This window comes from Bradyrhizobium sp. CCGB12, from assembly GCF_024199845.1.
GTDB lineage: Bacteria > Pseudomonadota > Alphaproteobacteria > Rhizobiales > Xanthobacteraceae > Bradyrhizobium.
In genome coordinates, this window is the sequence record NZ_JANADO010000001.1 from 5,379,996 (window position 1) to 5,395,687 (window position 15,692).

General features: G+C 58.9%; 15 protein-coding genes and 1 pseudogene. 5 read left to right on the forward strand and 11 right to left on the reverse strand.

All coding sequences use genetic code 11. From position 1 onward, the window contains the following. Positions 1 to 815: 815 nt before the first annotated feature. Positions 816 to 2,477, reverse strand: coding sequence for a hypothetical protein (locus tag NLM27_RS24970; protein WP_254145860.1), 1,662 nt, complete (start codon positions 2,475 to 2,477; stop codon positions 816 to 818). 828 nt (positions 2,478 to 3,305) lie between these two features. On the opposite strand from NLM27_RS24970, the gene NLM27_RS24975 reads away from it, so the two are divergent. Next, the gene (locus NLM27_RS24975) at positions 3,306 to 4,001 is read left to right on the forward strand and encodes a LodA/GoxA family CTQ-dependent oxidase (RefSeq protein WP_254145861.1); all 696 of its coding nucleotides are present in this window, start codon (positions 3,306 to 3,308) and stop codon (positions 3,999 to 4,001) included. 235 nt (positions 4,002 to 4,236) lie between these two features. On the opposite strand, the gene NLM27_RS24980 is transcribed toward NLM27_RS24975, so the two are convergent. Next, positions 4,237 to 4,482: a DUF6894 family protein gene (locus NLM27_RS24980; protein WP_254145862.1), complete on the reverse strand. Its 246-nt coding sequence runs from the start codon at positions 4,480 to 4,482 to the stop codon at positions 4,237 to 4,239. 242 nt (positions 4,483 to 4,724) lie between these two features. Here NLM27_RS24980 and NLM27_RS24985 point away from each other — a divergent pair, with 242 nt between their 5' ends. After that, positions 4,725 to 4,928, forward strand: a complete 204-nt coding sequence (locus tag NLM27_RS24985) for a hypothetical protein (RefSeq protein ID WP_254145863.1) — start codon at positions 4,725 to 4,727, stop codon at positions 4,926 to 4,928. A 684-nt stretch (positions 4,929 to 5,612) separates the two neighbouring features. Then, positions 5,613 to 5,792, forward strand: a complete 180-nt coding sequence (locus tag NLM27_RS44020; RefSeq protein ID WP_375142266.1) for a hypothetical protein — start codon at positions 5,613 to 5,615, stop codon at positions 5,790 to 5,792. Positions 5,793 to 5,988: 196 nt separating this feature from the next. On the opposite strand, the gene NLM27_RS24990 is transcribed toward NLM27_RS44020, so the two are convergent. The 5 genes from NLM27_RS24990 to NLM27_RS25010 all read right to left on the reverse strand — a co-directional run bounded on the left by NLM27_RS24990 (position 5,989) and on the right by NLM27_RS25010 (position 9,599). Further along, a complete protein-coding gene (locus NLM27_RS24990) occupies positions 5,989 to 6,402 on the reverse strand; it encodes a hypothetical protein (protein ID WP_254145864.1) in 414 nt (137 codons plus the stop codon). 1,005 nt (positions 6,403 to 7,407) lie between these two features. After that, positions 7,408 to 7,737 carry a hypothetical protein gene (locus NLM27_RS24995; protein WP_254145865.1) on the reverse strand — a complete coding sequence of 110 codons (330 nt, stop codon included), beginning with the start codon at positions 7,735 to 7,737 and terminating at the stop codon, positions 7,408 to 7,410. 151 nt (positions 7,738 to 7,888) lie between these two features. Further along, positions 7,889 to 8,323 (reverse strand): hypothetical protein, encoded by a 435-nt coding sequence (locus tag NLM27_RS25000; protein WP_254145866.1) that lies wholly within the window; start codon positions 8,321 to 8,323, stop codon positions 7,889 to 7,891. Positions 8,324 to 8,483: 160 nt separating this feature from the next. After that, positions 8,484 to 8,801, reverse strand: coding sequence for a DUF6804 family protein (locus tag NLM27_RS25005; RefSeq protein ID WP_309144757.1), 318 nt, complete (start codon positions 8,799 to 8,801; stop codon positions 8,484 to 8,486). A gap of 636 nt (positions 8,802 to 9,437) precedes the next feature. Then, the gene (locus NLM27_RS25010; RefSeq protein ID WP_254149067.1) at positions 9,438 to 9,599 is read right to left on the reverse strand and encodes a hypothetical protein; all 162 of its coding nucleotides are present in this window, start codon (positions 9,597 to 9,599) and stop codon (positions 9,438 to 9,440) included. A 745-nt stretch (positions 9,600 to 10,344) separates the two neighbouring features. On the opposite strand from NLM27_RS25010, the gene NLM27_RS25020 reads away from it, so the two are divergent. Together NLM27_RS25020 and NLM27_RS25025 are read left to right on the forward strand one after the other, a co-directional pair. Beyond that, positions 10,345 to 12,117: a S8 family serine peptidase gene (locus NLM27_RS25020; protein WP_254145868.1), complete on the forward strand. Its 1,773-nt coding sequence runs from the start codon at positions 10,345 to 10,347 to the stop codon at positions 12,115 to 12,117. Further along, positions 12,114 to 13,463, forward strand: coding sequence for an MBL fold metallo-hydrolase (locus NLM27_RS25025; RefSeq protein WP_254145869.1), 1,350 nt, complete (start codon positions 12,114 to 12,116; stop codon positions 13,461 to 13,463). The genes NLM27_RS25020 and NLM27_RS25025 overlap by 4 nt, the downstream gene beginning before the upstream one ends. A gap of 121 nt (positions 13,464 to 13,584) precedes the next feature. Here NLM27_RS25025 and NLM27_RS25030 read toward each other — a convergent pair. The 4 genes and pseudogenes from NLM27_RS25030 to NLM27_RS25040 all read right to left on the reverse strand — a co-directional run. Then, positions 13,585 to 13,977: pseudogene (locus tag NLM27_RS25030) on the reverse strand (LA2681 family HEPN domain-containing protein); the annotation flags it as partial. Between the two features lie 82 nt (positions 13,978 to 14,059). After that, on the reverse strand, positions 14,060 to 14,221 hold the full coding sequence (locus NLM27_RS44025; protein WP_375142267.1) for an LA2681 family HEPN domain-containing protein: 162 nt from the start codon (positions 14,219 to 14,221) through the stop codon (positions 14,060 to 14,062). Positions 14,222 to 14,274: 53 nt separating this feature from the next. Then, complete coding sequence (locus tag NLM27_RS25035; protein ID WP_254145871.1) at positions 14,275 to 14,958, reverse strand: tyrosine-type recombinase/integrase; 684 nt, start codon at positions 14,956 to 14,958, stop codon at positions 14,275 to 14,277. After that, the gene (locus NLM27_RS25040; RefSeq protein WP_254145872.1) at positions 14,955 to 15,512 is read right to left on the reverse strand and encodes a hypothetical protein; all 558 of its coding nucleotides are present in this window, start codon (positions 15,510 to 15,512) and stop codon (positions 14,955 to 14,957) included. Before NLM27_RS25040 ends, NLM27_RS25035 begins: the two co-directional genes overlap by 4 nt. Positions 15,513 to 15,692 lie beyond the last annotated feature (180 nt).

The window sequence follows — 15,692 nt, forward strand, 5'->3', positions numbered from 1 at the left end:
ATCCACTTCCAGTGGCCGACGTTAGGTTGAATGCCGCGAATCGGATTGTCAACAAGGCGATCAACGGCGTTGGACGGTTGTGCTTATTGCTTAAGTCCCAGATGCTTAGGGGATGTCAGACCTTGGAAATTCGGTCGGCGCAGTTCTTATTTTCGACAGCCAAGCGCGGAGTGCGACAGCGAGCCGCACCACGACCGCCGCCCGCCAGACCGGAGAGAGCACCGAGGTCATCCAGGCCGAGCGCGGCATCGACGGCGAACAAGCTACCTGCATCGTGCCGGTGATGAGCATCGGCGATCAGGGCGCGGCTTGCCGTGGCCTGCCGGCAAGAGCGCAATCCCCAGCGCCATCACGCGAGCCGACGAGGTCGCCGACGAGCTCGCAAGCGTGCTGCGTATCGCTTGGCGACGCCAAGGACCTGCCCGTCGATCCAGACCTCGCATTCAGCCGGCAATTTCGCATCCAATCGCCGATGCAGCTGCATTTGTACACTTCTTGGCTTGCGAAAGGGGCGACGGACGACGGCCGAAGCCCGCCGTCGGCTCAAGCCTTGCGGCCTCCTTCGCTTAGCGTTCCGCAGAGTGAAGGCGAGCGCGCCTTGGCTGTCATGATACGCCGCTTCGTGATCGCCTCCGGCATCGGCTCCAACAAGGTGGCGAACGCCCCGCGCAGCAATACACAGGGAGCTGATAGCCATCGCGCCGGACCAGGACGAAGCGATCCTGCGTGAGGCGAGCCTCTCGAACGTAAGCCTGCTCCATATAGGCTTCATTTTCCGCGGCTGGTTGGCTATGCCTTGATGCGGCCAAGACAAGTCACCTCACGGCCGAGAGCGCCGTCGACCACGCCTTGAACAACCCATCCAATGCCAAAACTCCAAGCACGCCCAATGTGACGATAGCCACTGGTCGACTCGTGTGACGTCCAACAAGATAAATGGGGAGACCGAACAACGCGTACAGGACAAGCAGGACTGCCGCGGGGACATTGTGCAACGCGGGTGCTTCAAAGAAGTTATGAACGCCGAGGAATTTGACCGAGTAATTTCCGCGATTGAGAGAAACCTCACGGTCGATAAAGAACGAAATCAAGACCAGCAGGTAGCCTGCATACAGGAAACTTGGCCAGCTAAGAAAAAGACTACGGTTGGCCGCGTCAAATGCACGGGAAATGATACCAAACGCAAGTGCCAGCGATCCTAGTACTAGGAGGATCGAAGGAAGTGTATCGCCGATCCGCATGAGAGGATCCGGTGCAAGATATCCCTCGAACATACCCTGGAGCTTCAGAGAAATATAAAAGCATGCGGGCAAATAAACCAAGGCCACAACGATTGCCAGGGCTAGTGGCTCCGGTGCGGTGGCCGGGATGCTTTGCCGAACAGTTTGATTGGGTGATGATTGGAATAGATAGAGCCTGAGTCCGATAATCGACCAAACAACTGGTATCGTAAGGCCGCTAACAAGTTGTGATTGTATTTCTATACGAAACACATTGAACAAAGGCTGGAGGATCGCTGTCCAAAGCGCCTGTTCGAAAATGTCCCAATTTCGCAGAACATCAGCGATCACATTTGTAAATGAGTAAATAGTTTGCAACGATGCGGCCACTGACAGGACGCTTGGAATCACCAAAAAAACGCCAAAGCGCTTCAATATCCGCTCTAAAGTCGCGACAGTCGGGTCTTTCACATGGCGTATCTTCGCCCCTGCGGTCGCCAGAGCCGCCTCTAGGGCGTTAAAATCTGCGCCGGCTCTCTTCGTCATAAGATCGCCTGCGATCTGAACCAGGAGATTCCAGGACGCAGATGCGTCATTGTGGTTTGGAAGAATCGTCCCGAGAGTCGCGATCAAACCGGCCCTGTCATTTCCTTCCGGGTCAAACTCGACGACTGCGCAAAGGCGGGCAATCTGCGCCACGAGGTCCGTCGGGCACGGCTCGCGGCTCATGAGCGCCCAAGACTGGGAAACACAGGAGCTGAAAGCAACGAATGCCTTCTTCTCTTTATCGGTCATTATAATGGCGCCTGGCTGCACAGCTGCGTTGAGGGCAGCTGGCAAGTCGATCCGGACGGAGGCTGGTGCGGTCGGACCAACGGCAACTACGAGGCGATCGCGGGCGGTGTCTAACGGTCGATTCCAGCCGAGGTCGCCGTTACCAAGCCGCGATGCCTGCCAATGGCGAACCAACTGATTGATAGTCTTGCCAAACGGGCTATCGATGTTAGCCGACAACGATAAAGTCGTTTTCGCCTGAAACGCAATAAAGCCGCCGTCTAACGTCGCCACCAACAGGTCGTCTACAGGAGCGCTCGTCTCGAAGCGAAGCCAGACCGGTTTTGCGCCTCCTAACCCAAGGCGGTGGTCAACGCAAACGTCCGCAAGTATCCACGTTGCGACCATAGCGCCCAAACGTTGCTGAAAGAGCATACCACTGGCGGTGGCCTTGCCCCCTCCGGTAGCGTGGAGGTCTGTCATGCGTCGGGGCGAAACTGCTGGCTAGACTTATGGACACACTCTAACACGCACCGCGCTAACGCTCATAGCACTCGTAGCCCGGCAGCATTACTTTCCGCAATTGCAGTGAAACGGCTTGAGTGAAAGGCACCCGTTCCACATCGTCAAGAGATTACCGTCCGCCATCGGTCCGTTGCAGGCCGCCCCTTGATACCTCAATACCCCTGTGCGCAGCACGCGCGTGTGGAATTTCTGGCTGCGCCGCCGTCTCCGAGTTAGCGAGTTTGCGGCTGGGGCCTGGATGCGGATCTCTGAGCTATCCCAGCCTTGTTGTACCCGCGGTGACGTCCCGCATCCGCTGGATCAGCCACTGGCATGTCGTGCGGCAGAGCTGGCAATTCTTCAAGACAGATTATCCCGGAGGCCTCGGGCACTGCGTGATGCACACGGCCGGGTCGCCGCGCGAAACCGCAGGGGGCCGCCATTCGCTCGGTCTGGTATTTGGCAATGTACCGCGGAGCCAGCATCTTCCTGTTGGGCGAGGCCGACTGGCGGCTGACGCTGCCGCTGTTGTTCTGGTTTGCCGCTATGTGCTGCTGCTCGCGCATTTCATGCCGCGGCTGAATCTCCGAGCGGAGATCGCCTGCCTGTCCCTGTCATAGACGGCGGCGCCGACCGCAGCCGCAGCTCTTGTCACGCGAGCTTGGCCCAAGGCCGAGCGACGATGTCTCGTTCGCGCGCGACATCTATCCGTCGCTGACGGCGATGAGCGGGTTCCAATGGGTCTCGCGAAGAAGCCAGCGCGGCCACGCGCCAGGAAAGCGCGGCGCCCTTCCGGATGAAGAGAAGATGAAGCTCCTTGCGTCGGCGGCGGAAGCGGCAAAGCCCAATTCGCGTCACAAGGGCTTCTTTGCGCGCCTTCGCCATCCCGTCGCAACGCCACCCTATGACGACGATCAGCCGACGCAGCGCTGGCCCGTCGTAAGCGGCGAGTCCATCGTTGCCCGGCAGCAGGCCACGCTCTACTACATGCCGGCCCTTGCGGGTGACGAGGGAGATGTCGAACACGAAGTGCCTGAAACGTGGCTGACGCTTACGCCGATGCAATATGCCAAGTTTGCGCAGTGGAAGGACGGTCACTTCGCCGAAGACTGGGCGGCAACGCGGCTCCCGGCTGGCTCGCGGATATTCCCGGTTGCCCAACAGCCGGCTGCGCTGACCTTCGCCGCGCTGGAATTCACGCAGGGCGGCGCCTTCTATCCCGGGATAGAGCTGACGTCCGTGGTCCGGCACAGGAGCTTCTATAGCGAAGCTTTCCGGGTAGCGGACGCTTTGGTGGCAGGCGATCTGACGAAATGGATGGCGCTGCCCTGGCAAGCCGACTTTTACGAGTGCCGGGATCACTGGTGGCCTGCTGTGCGGCCCGACGATGTCATACCGGTCGGCAATTACGAACGCATCATCGAGGAATTCGAGCGGGAGGTCGCTACCGGTGTACTGGCCGATGTGCTGATCGCGCGCCGGCCATGGACCCGCGGATGCTGAGTGGGTTCGGGAAATCGAGGCCGCCTGTCGTCGCTACGGCACCGCATGTTTCTTCAAACAGTGGGGCGGCAAACCTGGTTGACGCCACAGGGCGCGCGTCGCAGGTGCTCGGTCCATTCGATCGAGGTTTCAGCCATGGAAGATCCCTTCAGGAATCCAGAAAATCACAAGAAAGTGGTGAGATTCGTAACTGCGCCCTCGCCCTCTTCGTCACCCGCACCCGTCGCCCATCGCCTCACAGCGCCGGACGCGGTTGTGCTCCGCCAACACTACTAACTCTGTGCCGCGCGATCTGTGCACCGGAGCCGTCAACCACCATTACAACCGTGCCCGCACCACGGTCATATTCTGGATCGCTGGCGATATCCCGTGCGACGCGGGCGCCGTACTGGACCGCTAGTTCAGCGGAGCCAAATAGCTCTCCCTCCTCGTCCGCCCGTATTTGACCATAGTGAATGATCGGGAAGTAGTAGCGCTGCACAGCAATTTCTCCGTCCTTTAGCGGGGGCGATCATGCGCCCATCCCGGAACGGGCCGCACCTGTCGAAAACGACAGGGTCCGTGCGACAGTCAGGCAGCCACCCGCACCGGCCGCACCATGGGGCAAATTATTCACACGTGAATAATTTGAGATTCAAGGCTCTTGCGCGGTTCCACTTTTAGGAACTGAACATTCCCTCGGCCGTTTAGGGGGACATCCTAAATAGATCGGAGCGCGATGTAATGACGCTGCACCGCCGAAGAATAAAGCAGACGCGTTCCCTCGAAGAACGAATGGCCGAACAGGCAGACAAGCTGAAGGACAAAGCCAGTCAGTTGCCCGCTGGAGCGGAGCGTGAGAGCCTGCTCAAGCGGGCCAGGGTTGCCGAGACAGGCGCGCATCTGGTCGATTGGATTCAGTCTCCAGGCTTGCAGCCGCCAAAGTGACACCAACCTCACTGTCGATGCTAATCGAGATCCAAGCCGATCTTGCGGAGCTTAGGCGGCTAGTCCGCGAACTGCCTCCGGAAACTACTCGGATTTTGCAAATCTTCGCGGACCGGATGGAAGCCCGTGCCCGGGCGATGGACCGGATGACCTAAAGGTCGCGTTTCCCGGGGCCTGAAGGGAACGCACCGCGCGACGGAGGACTCGACGAAAGCATTTTCGTTTGAGCAAACATTGCACTTGCGTCAGCCCACTAGTTCGCTTCGCTTTTCCTGCTACTTAGATTGGTTATTGCCGCCGGATTTTCCCGGGTATGCGATGAAGTACATTTTGTTTGCCTCGGCAGCTGGGCGCTGCTCAACCTGCTCTATGTTTTTATCGTGATCCTGCCCCGCAAGGGAAGACATTTACCTGCTTCGCTCGCCCGAACCGTCGCTGGGATCAAGAAGTTCGTACAGCGCGGAAGGCAACCACCTTCCTGAAGGGAATTGACCGTGCGGAGCCTCGCAGTTTTGATCGCCGTGGCGCCTGTCTCCTTCTTGTGCGATGGCAGTGGCAAGCTGTCGTTTGTCGGTAGCTGGCCAATTTGTTTGTTGAAGTCGTCGTTCGGCAAAGTTTCTCCCGGGGTTGCGCACCAGGCGCCATGTTGTTAGACCGCGCTCTCAAATTTAAAGGAGCGCCGCGTTGGCTAAAAAGACAAAAGCAGTTCGCCGCGAGTGGACGAAGGACGACATCAAGGACCTGAAGGCGCACTCCAAAGCACGCACGCCTGTCGTCAAAATCGCGAAGTTGACCAAGCGAACAGAGGGAGCGCTACGTCAGAAGGCAATCGTACTGAGGATTGGGCTCGGACATCAGCGGTAATTGAAAACTCCACCGATTGCATCCGGCTGCCAGATTTCGATATTGATTTGGCAACGGTCTGACGAGATCGGGTGCAGACTATCGATTGTGCGATGGCGGCGGCCCTGCACTTGCCCGAGGTCGAGGCCTCGCGGTCCCGGCAGCCCCGTCGGCGAGCCCTCCCCTCGGGCGACCAACTGACATTTCGACCCAGCCCTCAATGCACGCTCGTCGAAAGTCCATAGATCGGCACATATTTGTTGTTCAGCGTCTTGATCCGTGCCGCGAACGACGTTCCTGCCGTGTCGGCCGTCTCAACAACTTTGCGCCCGCCCTGCCCGTAATTTGTCACAACTGAGAGGGTCGCGGCGGTCCAGTTGGTGCCCCCGTTACACGTGACGTCAACGGTCAAATCCGTGTTCAGCGTCGGGTTCGCGAAGCCGTTATCGAATTCGAGCAACACACGTGCATTGCTAACAGACGAGTCGGCGGTTTGCGCGGTTGTGACCGCAGTCATGTTGTTAACAACAATTTGAATTGTGTAGCGAAGCGGGAAGACACCCGCTGCCGAATCTTCGGTGAGAGTGCTTGTCCCGGTGGCGTCAGAGTCATTCCGGAGAAGTCCATTCATGGTCATAATCTGAAGAGTTTGTTTAGCGATTGCGTCAACCGCATCACGGTCAAAAGCGCATATCCGGCCGTGGCCGTTGCTGAGTCCGAAGACTCGGAACGAGCCATCTGTGGCCGGGACACGCGGAGGCCGTAGAGTCTGATGCCGGGATCTAGCTCGATATCGACATGCCCAATTATCGGCTCTCGCCCTGGCCGGGCGGACAATACCCTCAAGTGCAAATCCTCTCTTCAGTGCGCCGCGTTAGGCGGGCGCAAATGGTTCGCTCGCCGTCCGTCGCGTAGAACGCTACACTGTCGTCATGGATGACCATGCGTTCTCGCGGCGGGTCGTCGGGCAGATATCGGCGCTTCCAGTCGGCAACGATCTGCTGTCCTGTGGTCACGGAGGCCTCCGAGGTTGGGACCAATAATGACTAGTGCGGCTCCCGCGGCCCGCCACTAAACGCTGGAGCTAGGAATCCACCGCGCGCCTGGTAAAGAGGTCTTTGAAGATTAAGGCCGGGGCTTGGTTAGGGCTGGTAGTAAGACCAGATACGATTGGCGACGCGCAGACACAGGGCGCCACCCTCAAAAAACGAGGGCCGGGACAAGACAGTTGGCGCACCTAGAACTGGCCGGCATAAAGTTGCCCGGGAGAAAACACCGCGCCGCGGCCTTCCTTTGTTCCTTTGACAACCTAAAAGCGTTTTTTTGTTGTGCGGTTGTGTCGCGGTCAGCTAAACTTCCCTGCCCGGACAGACGTTAGGCAATCGCCAAAAATCTCTATGCGATTCAATCGCACCGAAATTGCCTAACCCGGCCCTTAAGCTCTTGAAGTAGCTTAATTCAATCAGTCCTCCCGGGATCGCCAAGCCTCAAAACGGGGCTTGAATTTGCTCACGGAAACACCCCTCAGTTACCTTCCGTTTAGAACTTCTGTTTTGGTGGGTAACAGACGGGCTTTCTTCTCTTCGCAGGGAAGGATGGCGGAGATCGTGCGTGACCTCTCGCAACGTCCGCCGCATCAGCCCAAAAACCGCCGGCTGACATTGATGATGAAGCCAACGGGCGCACCGATGATGGCGCCGAGCAAGCCGTAACCAAGGGCGCCGAACGCGCCGATCATCACCGCGCCGTAGAAGAAGCCTATCCCGGAGCACAGGACCGTCATGCCAATCAAGGTCTGATCGTTCTTCTCTTCGATCCGGTGCAGGCGTGGCTCCTTGGATCCCTCCACATAGGGCCCGGCTGGCTCACGCGAACCGCAGTGCGGACAAGCCAAGGCCGAAAACGAGACACCTCTGCCGCAGTCGTAGCAGCAGATCAGTTCGTGTCGTGCGCGCTGACCCGTCATGAGCCCAGCCTCCTCAGTACCCGCGGCGCTATAAGGCCCACCGTTGACGCGACGGGGGTGTCGGCGATCACTTGTTCTAATGGGTTAGGTTGGGCTGTCGACGATCAGCTTAGACGCCATTTACCCCGGCAAATATCTCTATCTCAACAACTCATCGATCGAAACCTCGCCAAACGGATTTGAAATCGCGCGCCTGGCGACGAAAAGACCGATCACGCGCGTCTGTGGCGCGCGCAACGCTCCGCGTCTCGACGAGTTCCCAGACGCATTGGAAGTAAAGCATCTCCACCGGATGCCGCGCATCTCGAAGCTTCGCAGGATAGTTGCCGGTAAGATTGAGCCGGGTACCAAACCTGGAGACGCCGGCCTTCTTGAGCGCAGCCAAGACTTTTGATGCACGAGTGTCCGCCACAGCACCTGAAACGAAGTCGGAGGGCACGGCAGTCCGGTCCAACGCGAACTTCTCCGCGATTGTTTTGAAGGTAGCCCCCTTCTCGAGCCACAACGCCTCGTAAGCACCTAACTCCCGGCGCGGCGAAATTGACCGTACGGCCGGCCCGTCATTCATTCGTGCGAGAAGGTTCATCGCCCCACCCTATCCACCGACAGCAAAATCCGAGTTGTGTAGGCGCCTCGTAGGAAATTTGACTAACCTTGCGCGCCTGAAGGCGAGCCATCGCGGTATTTGCTGCCTGAGCCCACTCGTTGGGCGTACCGCCAGGGACGCTCGTTAAATGAAACATCCCTCAGCCGTTTGGCTTTCGCTCAACAAAGATCCGGCATCCCAGGTGCGCAGCGATGATCGCCGCGGCACCGACGTCCAGCCAAAGCCAATCCTGCCGTTTCAGATAAACAGGGATGAACGGATTGAAGAGGACAGCCAGCAACGCAAAGGCGGTCGCCCAAATGTTCGATCTCTCCGCGAAGCCAAATGCAGCGACCACGGCGCAAAAGCCACAAATCACGATCCGGAGGAGCGTGTAATAGCCGTACGGCATGTTCAGGGTCCCAGCCAGCAACAGGGCAACCGCAACCAGCCAAAGCAGCTTAGGTAACCTGTTCACCTACGCGCGTCTTCCAAATAGGGCGCCAGGCCGCCCATGGCCATGACACCGAGCCAAAGGACTATGCCTGGGACCGCGAGCGCTAAAGCTTGCCACCACTCCCACTGCCAACCGCCGTGGGCGCCGTAATAGACAGCCGCCGCGGCTAGGAATGACCCAACAACAGGAAGCGCAGCAGCGAGAAGGAAGAGGATGAAGCTTACAAATGAACCGACGCCCAAGTAGAGTTGCATCCCTTCCATTCCCGCAGACACTTGGGCAATGAAGATGGCGACATAGGCCAAAAAGAAAACGGCTGCATTTCAGTTCTCCCCCGTGCGCCGAATCGAGCCCGCAAAAAGTATGCCCAATGCACGCGGAAGTCGTCAAATCGCTGCAGTCGCAACCACGGCCCTGTCGCTAAAAGTGGGCAACACAGCTCCAGAAACCCTTGAAATCACTCAAAGGGATAATGTTGCCCACTTCCCTCCAAGCCATTGGAAATTAGAGAAAATGAGGGCCCTGCCGGGCCCACCAACATGATCAATAGCTTACATCGGTATCGTCGCCTGGAGCGTCGCCGCCGGTTCCGGCCATTGAGCAAAAGGATTCCGCACTTCTGGCCGCCGTTGCATCTATCGGTGCCGATGGTACTCGCTAACAGGCGACTTCGGTGAGATCCAGCGGCCCGCTTCGTAGCAGCTCGGCAAAGCGCTCCTTGGCAATGGTTGGCAAAGCCTGCTCGTCCGCTGACACCTTGCGTCGCAACGTTCTGACTTCTGGAGTGTCATAGCCGACCATCCGGTTGCGATCGGGCACGATGTCAATAGTATCGCCGTCAACCAGTCTGCAGGAGTTGACGTCAATTGGGGTCGCGTGAGCGCTGGGCGATCGCGCTGCGCATCATGCGACGGCGACGCGATGAGACCGTCCTCCTTGTTGACGACGCGCATGACGATCTTCAGCCCATCGTCGGGCAAAGGGGGACATTGCGCTCCTCGTCAGTATTAAGGATTGCTGGCTTTGCTTTGGGGTGAATCGACTCCGCGACCGCGTTCGACGCGGTGGTCAGGAATCCGTAGACCAGATGCGGACTAGGCACCAGTTTTGACTTAGTGCTGCGGTCGCCCTGTATTCCGTCCAATCCAGACCAGGCCTTCGTTTTCCGACACTATCCACGAGGCGAAATCGGGCGGAACTTGGCGGGAACATGAGGCGCCCAGCTATCGACGCCCCCCCTCTGGCAAAGAGACGCAGCTGGTTCCAAACGGTAGAAACTGGAACAACTTCGTGTCATGGTTGCCATAAGGGGAGGCTCACAACCATGACCGAAAGATATGAGTCGCTTGCGCGACGGCGCATGCATCCGAAGCTCCGGGTCTTGGCCAACAGCGACGCGCGGGTCAACGCTGCCAAAGCTGAGGTACAGGGCTGCCTCAAAGTGACTTCCGCCCTCGCCACACAAGCCCCGCGGCTCGGCGCCGCGGTTGCTCCCGGGGAGATTTCCAAACGTAAAACCGCGGTCAAGGACCTGAATACCGCCGATCGGCGCGAAAATGTCGAAGTGAATGTTTTCGTTCAGTCGACTGAACCGGTGAGGCTCGGACCGCATGATCGCGCTCAAGGCCGCCGGCTCGCCGCAATGCGTCTCGGGCTTGAGGAGATCGAGAACCTCGCTGGCGATGCCAATATCGTCATCATCGAGCCGGCGGAGAATTTGAAGCCGCCGCGGCCGCTCAAGGGCAGCGCGACGACCAGTACCCCGACGGCTCGCGTGGTCGGCAACGAACGCAAGAAGCATGGCGACGGTGCCGGCGTCATCATCGGGGTCATTGACGTTGAGGGATTCGATTGGGCCCATCCCGATTTCCTGAACCAGGCCGGCAAATCGAGATTCGTGAGCATCTGGGATCAGGGCGCGAAAGACGGCACACGACCGATTGGGTTCGATTACGGCCGCGTCATTACTTCTGCCGACATGGCTCAGGCGGTTGCCGAGGCCAAGCAGGTGCATGTGTCGCCACATGATCTCGAGCCGCAATCGCAGATGGTCGTCGGCGCGCACGGGACCCATGTGGCCAGCATTGCGGCCGGCAATAGCGGCGTTTGCAGCAAGGCCGACATCGCCGCAGTCCTCATTTCGCTTCCGGACGAAGACCTCGAGCGCAGAACCTCATTCTACGATTCGACGCGGCTGCTCGATGCCGTGATCTACCTGCTTGATCTTGCCGCCGACCGACCGATCTCGATCAATATCAGCCTCGGAACTAACGGGCATGCGCATGACGGCTCAAGCGCGCTCGATCGGTGGCTCGATGTCCTGCTCGCAGAACCTGGCCGATCGATTTGCATTGCGGCCGGCAATGCGGGCCAGGAACGACCCGAAGCTCCGAACGATCTCGGATACATGCTGGGCCGCATTCACGCGGGCTCGCGCATCGCGGCGCAGGGGCTCGATCACGACCTTGAGTGGGAAGTGATCGGAGACCGCATTAAGGACGCTTCCGAAAACGAGATGGAGCTTTGGTACGAACCGCAGGACCGCTTCGCGATCAGCATCCGTCCGCCGGATGGGCAATGGATCGGACCGATCGCGCCGGGCGAATTTCTGGAGAACTTCCAGCTCGCCGACCGCACCATGCTCAGCATCTACAACGAGCTGCATCATCCCGCGAACGGCGCCAACTACATCGCGGTCTACTTGACGCCCTTCATGGGCGACGTCGTGGTCGGCGTGAAGGCCGGAACCTGGCTCGTGAAGCTCCATGGTCTTGTCATCCGCGACGGCCGCTTCCACGCCTGGATCGAACGCGACGATCCGGTCGATATCGGCGACGGTGCGCGATACTGGCCTTCGTTCTTCTCGGCGCGATCAAACGTCGACGCCTCCTCAGTGAGCGCGCTTGCTTGCGGCCAGCGCGTCGTCTCGGTGGCGAATCTCCACGAGGCGCGCCGCAGCGCGCATATCACATCGAGCCAGGGGCCGACACGCGACGGCCGGCCCAAGCCCGACATCTTGGCACCCGGCACAGACATCGTCGCCGCGAACGGTTTCGGCGATCCGGCCGAGCCGTGGATACCCATGACCGGCACCAGCATGGCAAGCCCGTATGTGGCGGGCGTGATCGGATTGATGCTCGCAGTCGAGAAGACTCTCACGGCGGCGCAGATCCTCGGCATTCTGAAAGCGACCGCGCAACCGTTGCCGGGCGGCACGTTCGAATGGGTGAACGATTGCGGTTTCGGGGTGATCATGCCGGAGGCCTGCCTCGGGGAGGCGGGACACGTCACGGCCCGGCTCGACGCGAAGGATCGTTTCAAGGGGCGCGTGTCATGAAGATCACGTTGCTGCCCTCGGAGAAGGGCGATTGCTTGCTGATCGAATCCGACGACGTCGCAATCCTCGCGGATGGCGGCATGCCCGGCTCATACGCGGCCGAGGTACGGCCCTTCCTCGGACGCTTCGCTGCGGCCGGTGGCGAGCTCGATCTCGTGTACGTCTCGCATGTCGACCAGGATCACATCGCCGGCGTCCTGCAGCTCCTCGAAGACAAGGTCCAGTGGCGCGTTCACAAGCACAAGGTCGCGAACAATCGGCCTTCGACCAAGCCCAAGTTTGATGAGCCGCCGGTCGTCAAACGCATCTGGCACAATTCCTTCAAGGCCCTGGTTCCGCAGAATGCAGGCGAAATCGGCACCATGCTGGCGGCGCGGGCCAACACTCTGTCGAGTTCGGGCAATCCCGCCGCGATCAAGCTCGCGGCCGCCTATAGCAACATCGCTAACTCCATTCCGGAGGCGATCAAGGTCTCGCGGCGCATTGCGGCCGATCAGCTCGACATCCCCTTAAACGGCGAGTTCAACCACCTGCTTGCCATGGTGCGCGGCAACAACGCCATTAGGCTCAAACCCGGAAGCAAGCTGTCGATCCGCGTCATCGGGCCATTCGAGAAGGATTTGGAGATACTCCGCGACTATTGGAATGCATGGCTCATGGACGTGAAGAATGCCAATGCGGTGAGAAGCCTGAAGGAGTGGCTTGAAAATAACCGCGCGGGTCTTCCCGCCGGAACCCTCGACCTGTCAATCGACGACGAGATTGGCCGGCGCGCGAAGGTCACGGAGCCGAATCTCGCCTCGCTCATGTTGCTGCTGGAGGAAACAAAGGCCGGCGGCGGCGTCACGCGCGCCATCATGACCGGCGACGGCCACCACGAGGACATCTTGGCCGGGCTGGAGCATCACGGCCTTCTCGCAGACGGCAAGGGACTTCATGTGGACCTGCTGAAGATCCAGCATCACGGCTCGGAGCACAACCTGGACCGGGATTTCGTCAAGCGTATCACCGCCGATCACTACGTTTTCTGTGCCAATGGCGAGCACGAGAATCCCGACCTGCGGATCATCGAGGTGCTGTTGAAATCCCGTCTCGGAGGGGATGGCGAGCTCTCGCCCAATCCCGAGGCCGGCCAGTCTTTTACGGTCTGGCTTAACTGCTCGAGCCAATATCTCAAGAAGCAGATCGAAGCCAAGGAGGAAGCCGGCAAGTCGACCGCGAAGCTGGAGAAATCGCTCGAGCATTTTCTGCGGGTCGAGGAGGCGCTGACAGAAGCGAAGGCCGAGAGCGGCGGCAAGCTCAAGGTGAAAGCGCTGAAAGCCAATCCTCTTGTGCTCGAGATCTGATCGCTTCGCTACCGAAACGACGGGTACGCTGGCAACGGAGAAGAGCCGATGGAGTTCAGCGCCGAGTTTCTCGCTGTCACGGCCGGTGGTGCCGCCTGCTGGGAGCGATGAAACGAGGTCACTACAGCTTGTGCTGATCGCGCCACGGATAGAGCATCATGGGAGCGATGAGACCTGGCGTTTTGCCAGCTCTGCGCCGTTCCTCCTCGCGGTGGATGCCGAGCGAGAGATAGATCAGGGCCGCGCGCGCGAGCCGGTAGAGGTGGATCGTCTTGGCCTGAAGATCGTCGCGGGCGATGGAATAGGCAAGGCGTCCGCAAACATGTCCGAGATTGGGTCGCCGCCGGATCGAGGCAGCAGCATCTCGTGGACCTTGAGATAGCTGTGCTCCAGCTTGTTCAAGAGCTCTTGCGCCTCTCATAACACCCTGAAGCTCTGGATCGAACAGGTCTTTTGAAAGCCAGTAGAGCCCGCGCAAGGGCCAGTTCCTTGACGCGGATAAATCCGTGGCGGATGGCGTGGCTTCTTGTGCGGGTTCTCAAACCAGACTGTTTTGAAGGACGAACGTCGCGCGCCTTGATGCCGAGCCCGCACAGCTATTGAGAAATAAAGCGATCTTTGTCGAATATGGAATATGCGGTGCGATACGCTGCCTTCACCTTCTCAACCGCAAGACCGTAGCTCGGAAAACCGCCAAAAGAGTGGGTAACAGGGCCCCGAAAGTCCTTGAAAACGCCTGAAGCGAGATCGTCGCCCACCTCGGCATAACGTCTCGAAAGGCCTTGCCGAGCCCACCAACGAAATCAAGTACTTACAATGAGCCGCTTCGCTTGATCGGAATCACCGCACCAGAAACGTGCGTCCTTCGTTCGCCGGCTGTTCCGCGCTTGCCTATTTTCTCGACCGCATCGGATAAATAGTCGGGATGGTGATGGCCGTACGTGTTGAGCAGCACCTGTAGCGACATTCCGAGATAACCTGCGGCCTGCCAAGGATCCGCACCTCTCTGCATGAGCCACGTCGCTGCGGTGTGTCGCAAAGTGTGGGGGGAGATTCCCGGACCAAGTTCCGCAAGCCTAACGGCAGTCCTGAACGCCGTTTTGACCGAGCTCACAGGCTTTCCGTTGTACTCGACAAAATGCTTTGCCTCTGGATCGATCCGATGCCAGCGCCGCAGGTGAGCAAGCAAGCGCAAGGGGATCGGCACAGTCGGCTGTCGCTTGTTGGTCTTCGCCGCCCCCTGCTTCAGACGGTAGTAGCGACCTCGCTCCAGATCTACGTACGATCGACCAAGCGCTGGAATGGGAGATGCGGCTGCGATGGCCCCGGCACGGGTGCCGCTGTAAATTCCCAATAAGATGAAGCGAGCAAGATGTCGCAGTGGCCGTTTGCTCGTTGCGACCTTTATCTCATCCGACCGCCGACGCGAACCCTTCTGCATTTCGCGATGACGCCAGCAGGTCCAGATCAGTTTGGCTGCATCGCTGCGCGTCAACCACTTGTCTCTCGGCTCTTCTCAGGCAGAGAGACCTTCACGATTTCCCGATGATACCCTTCGTGTGCATGGTGACCGATGGCGGCGCGGAGATCTTCAAGAGCTCGGCGTGCACCGCCCCTTTTGCAACGTTTTCTGGTGTAGGAACGACATGCTTCACCATTGACCTCGCCGAGCATTTTTGCCCCCCACCACACATTCAATCGTTCAATTCGTTTTTTGAACTTGCGGATATTTGGGATGTTATCTTCGTTTTCGCTATCGACACTGAAGCGACTGCGAAGCTTGTCTAGCTGGGCATCCAAATAAATCGAGAGGACATCCGCAATAGCGATATCGTCTATGTGACGAACTCGTCGCTTCGGAATGTGCTTGGAAGTTATGTAGTCCCTTAGTCTTTCTTCCGCGAGCGCAATCTCATCTGGAGCGCAGCCTGTGCTGACATCCCGTCCGCTGTCTCTGATGATCCATGTCGCTTGGTGAGTGACCTTTCGGTTTTTATCTCGGCGGGCGGCCTTGAGCTGGAGTCTGGCGCCCTTGCTTCTTCGCGGCATAGCTTTCGCATCCGTTCGATATGCGCCAGCGTGGTAAATTCCTTGCCGGCAATCTTTTCGATCACTAACCGGCTACGATCGCGCTCACGGCGCAGTCCCGCGACAGTCATTCCTCCTAAAGGAAATGCTATCTTCGCGGCATCGGCAAGGCGAAGAGGGGTATCAGGTGTAATTTCAGAT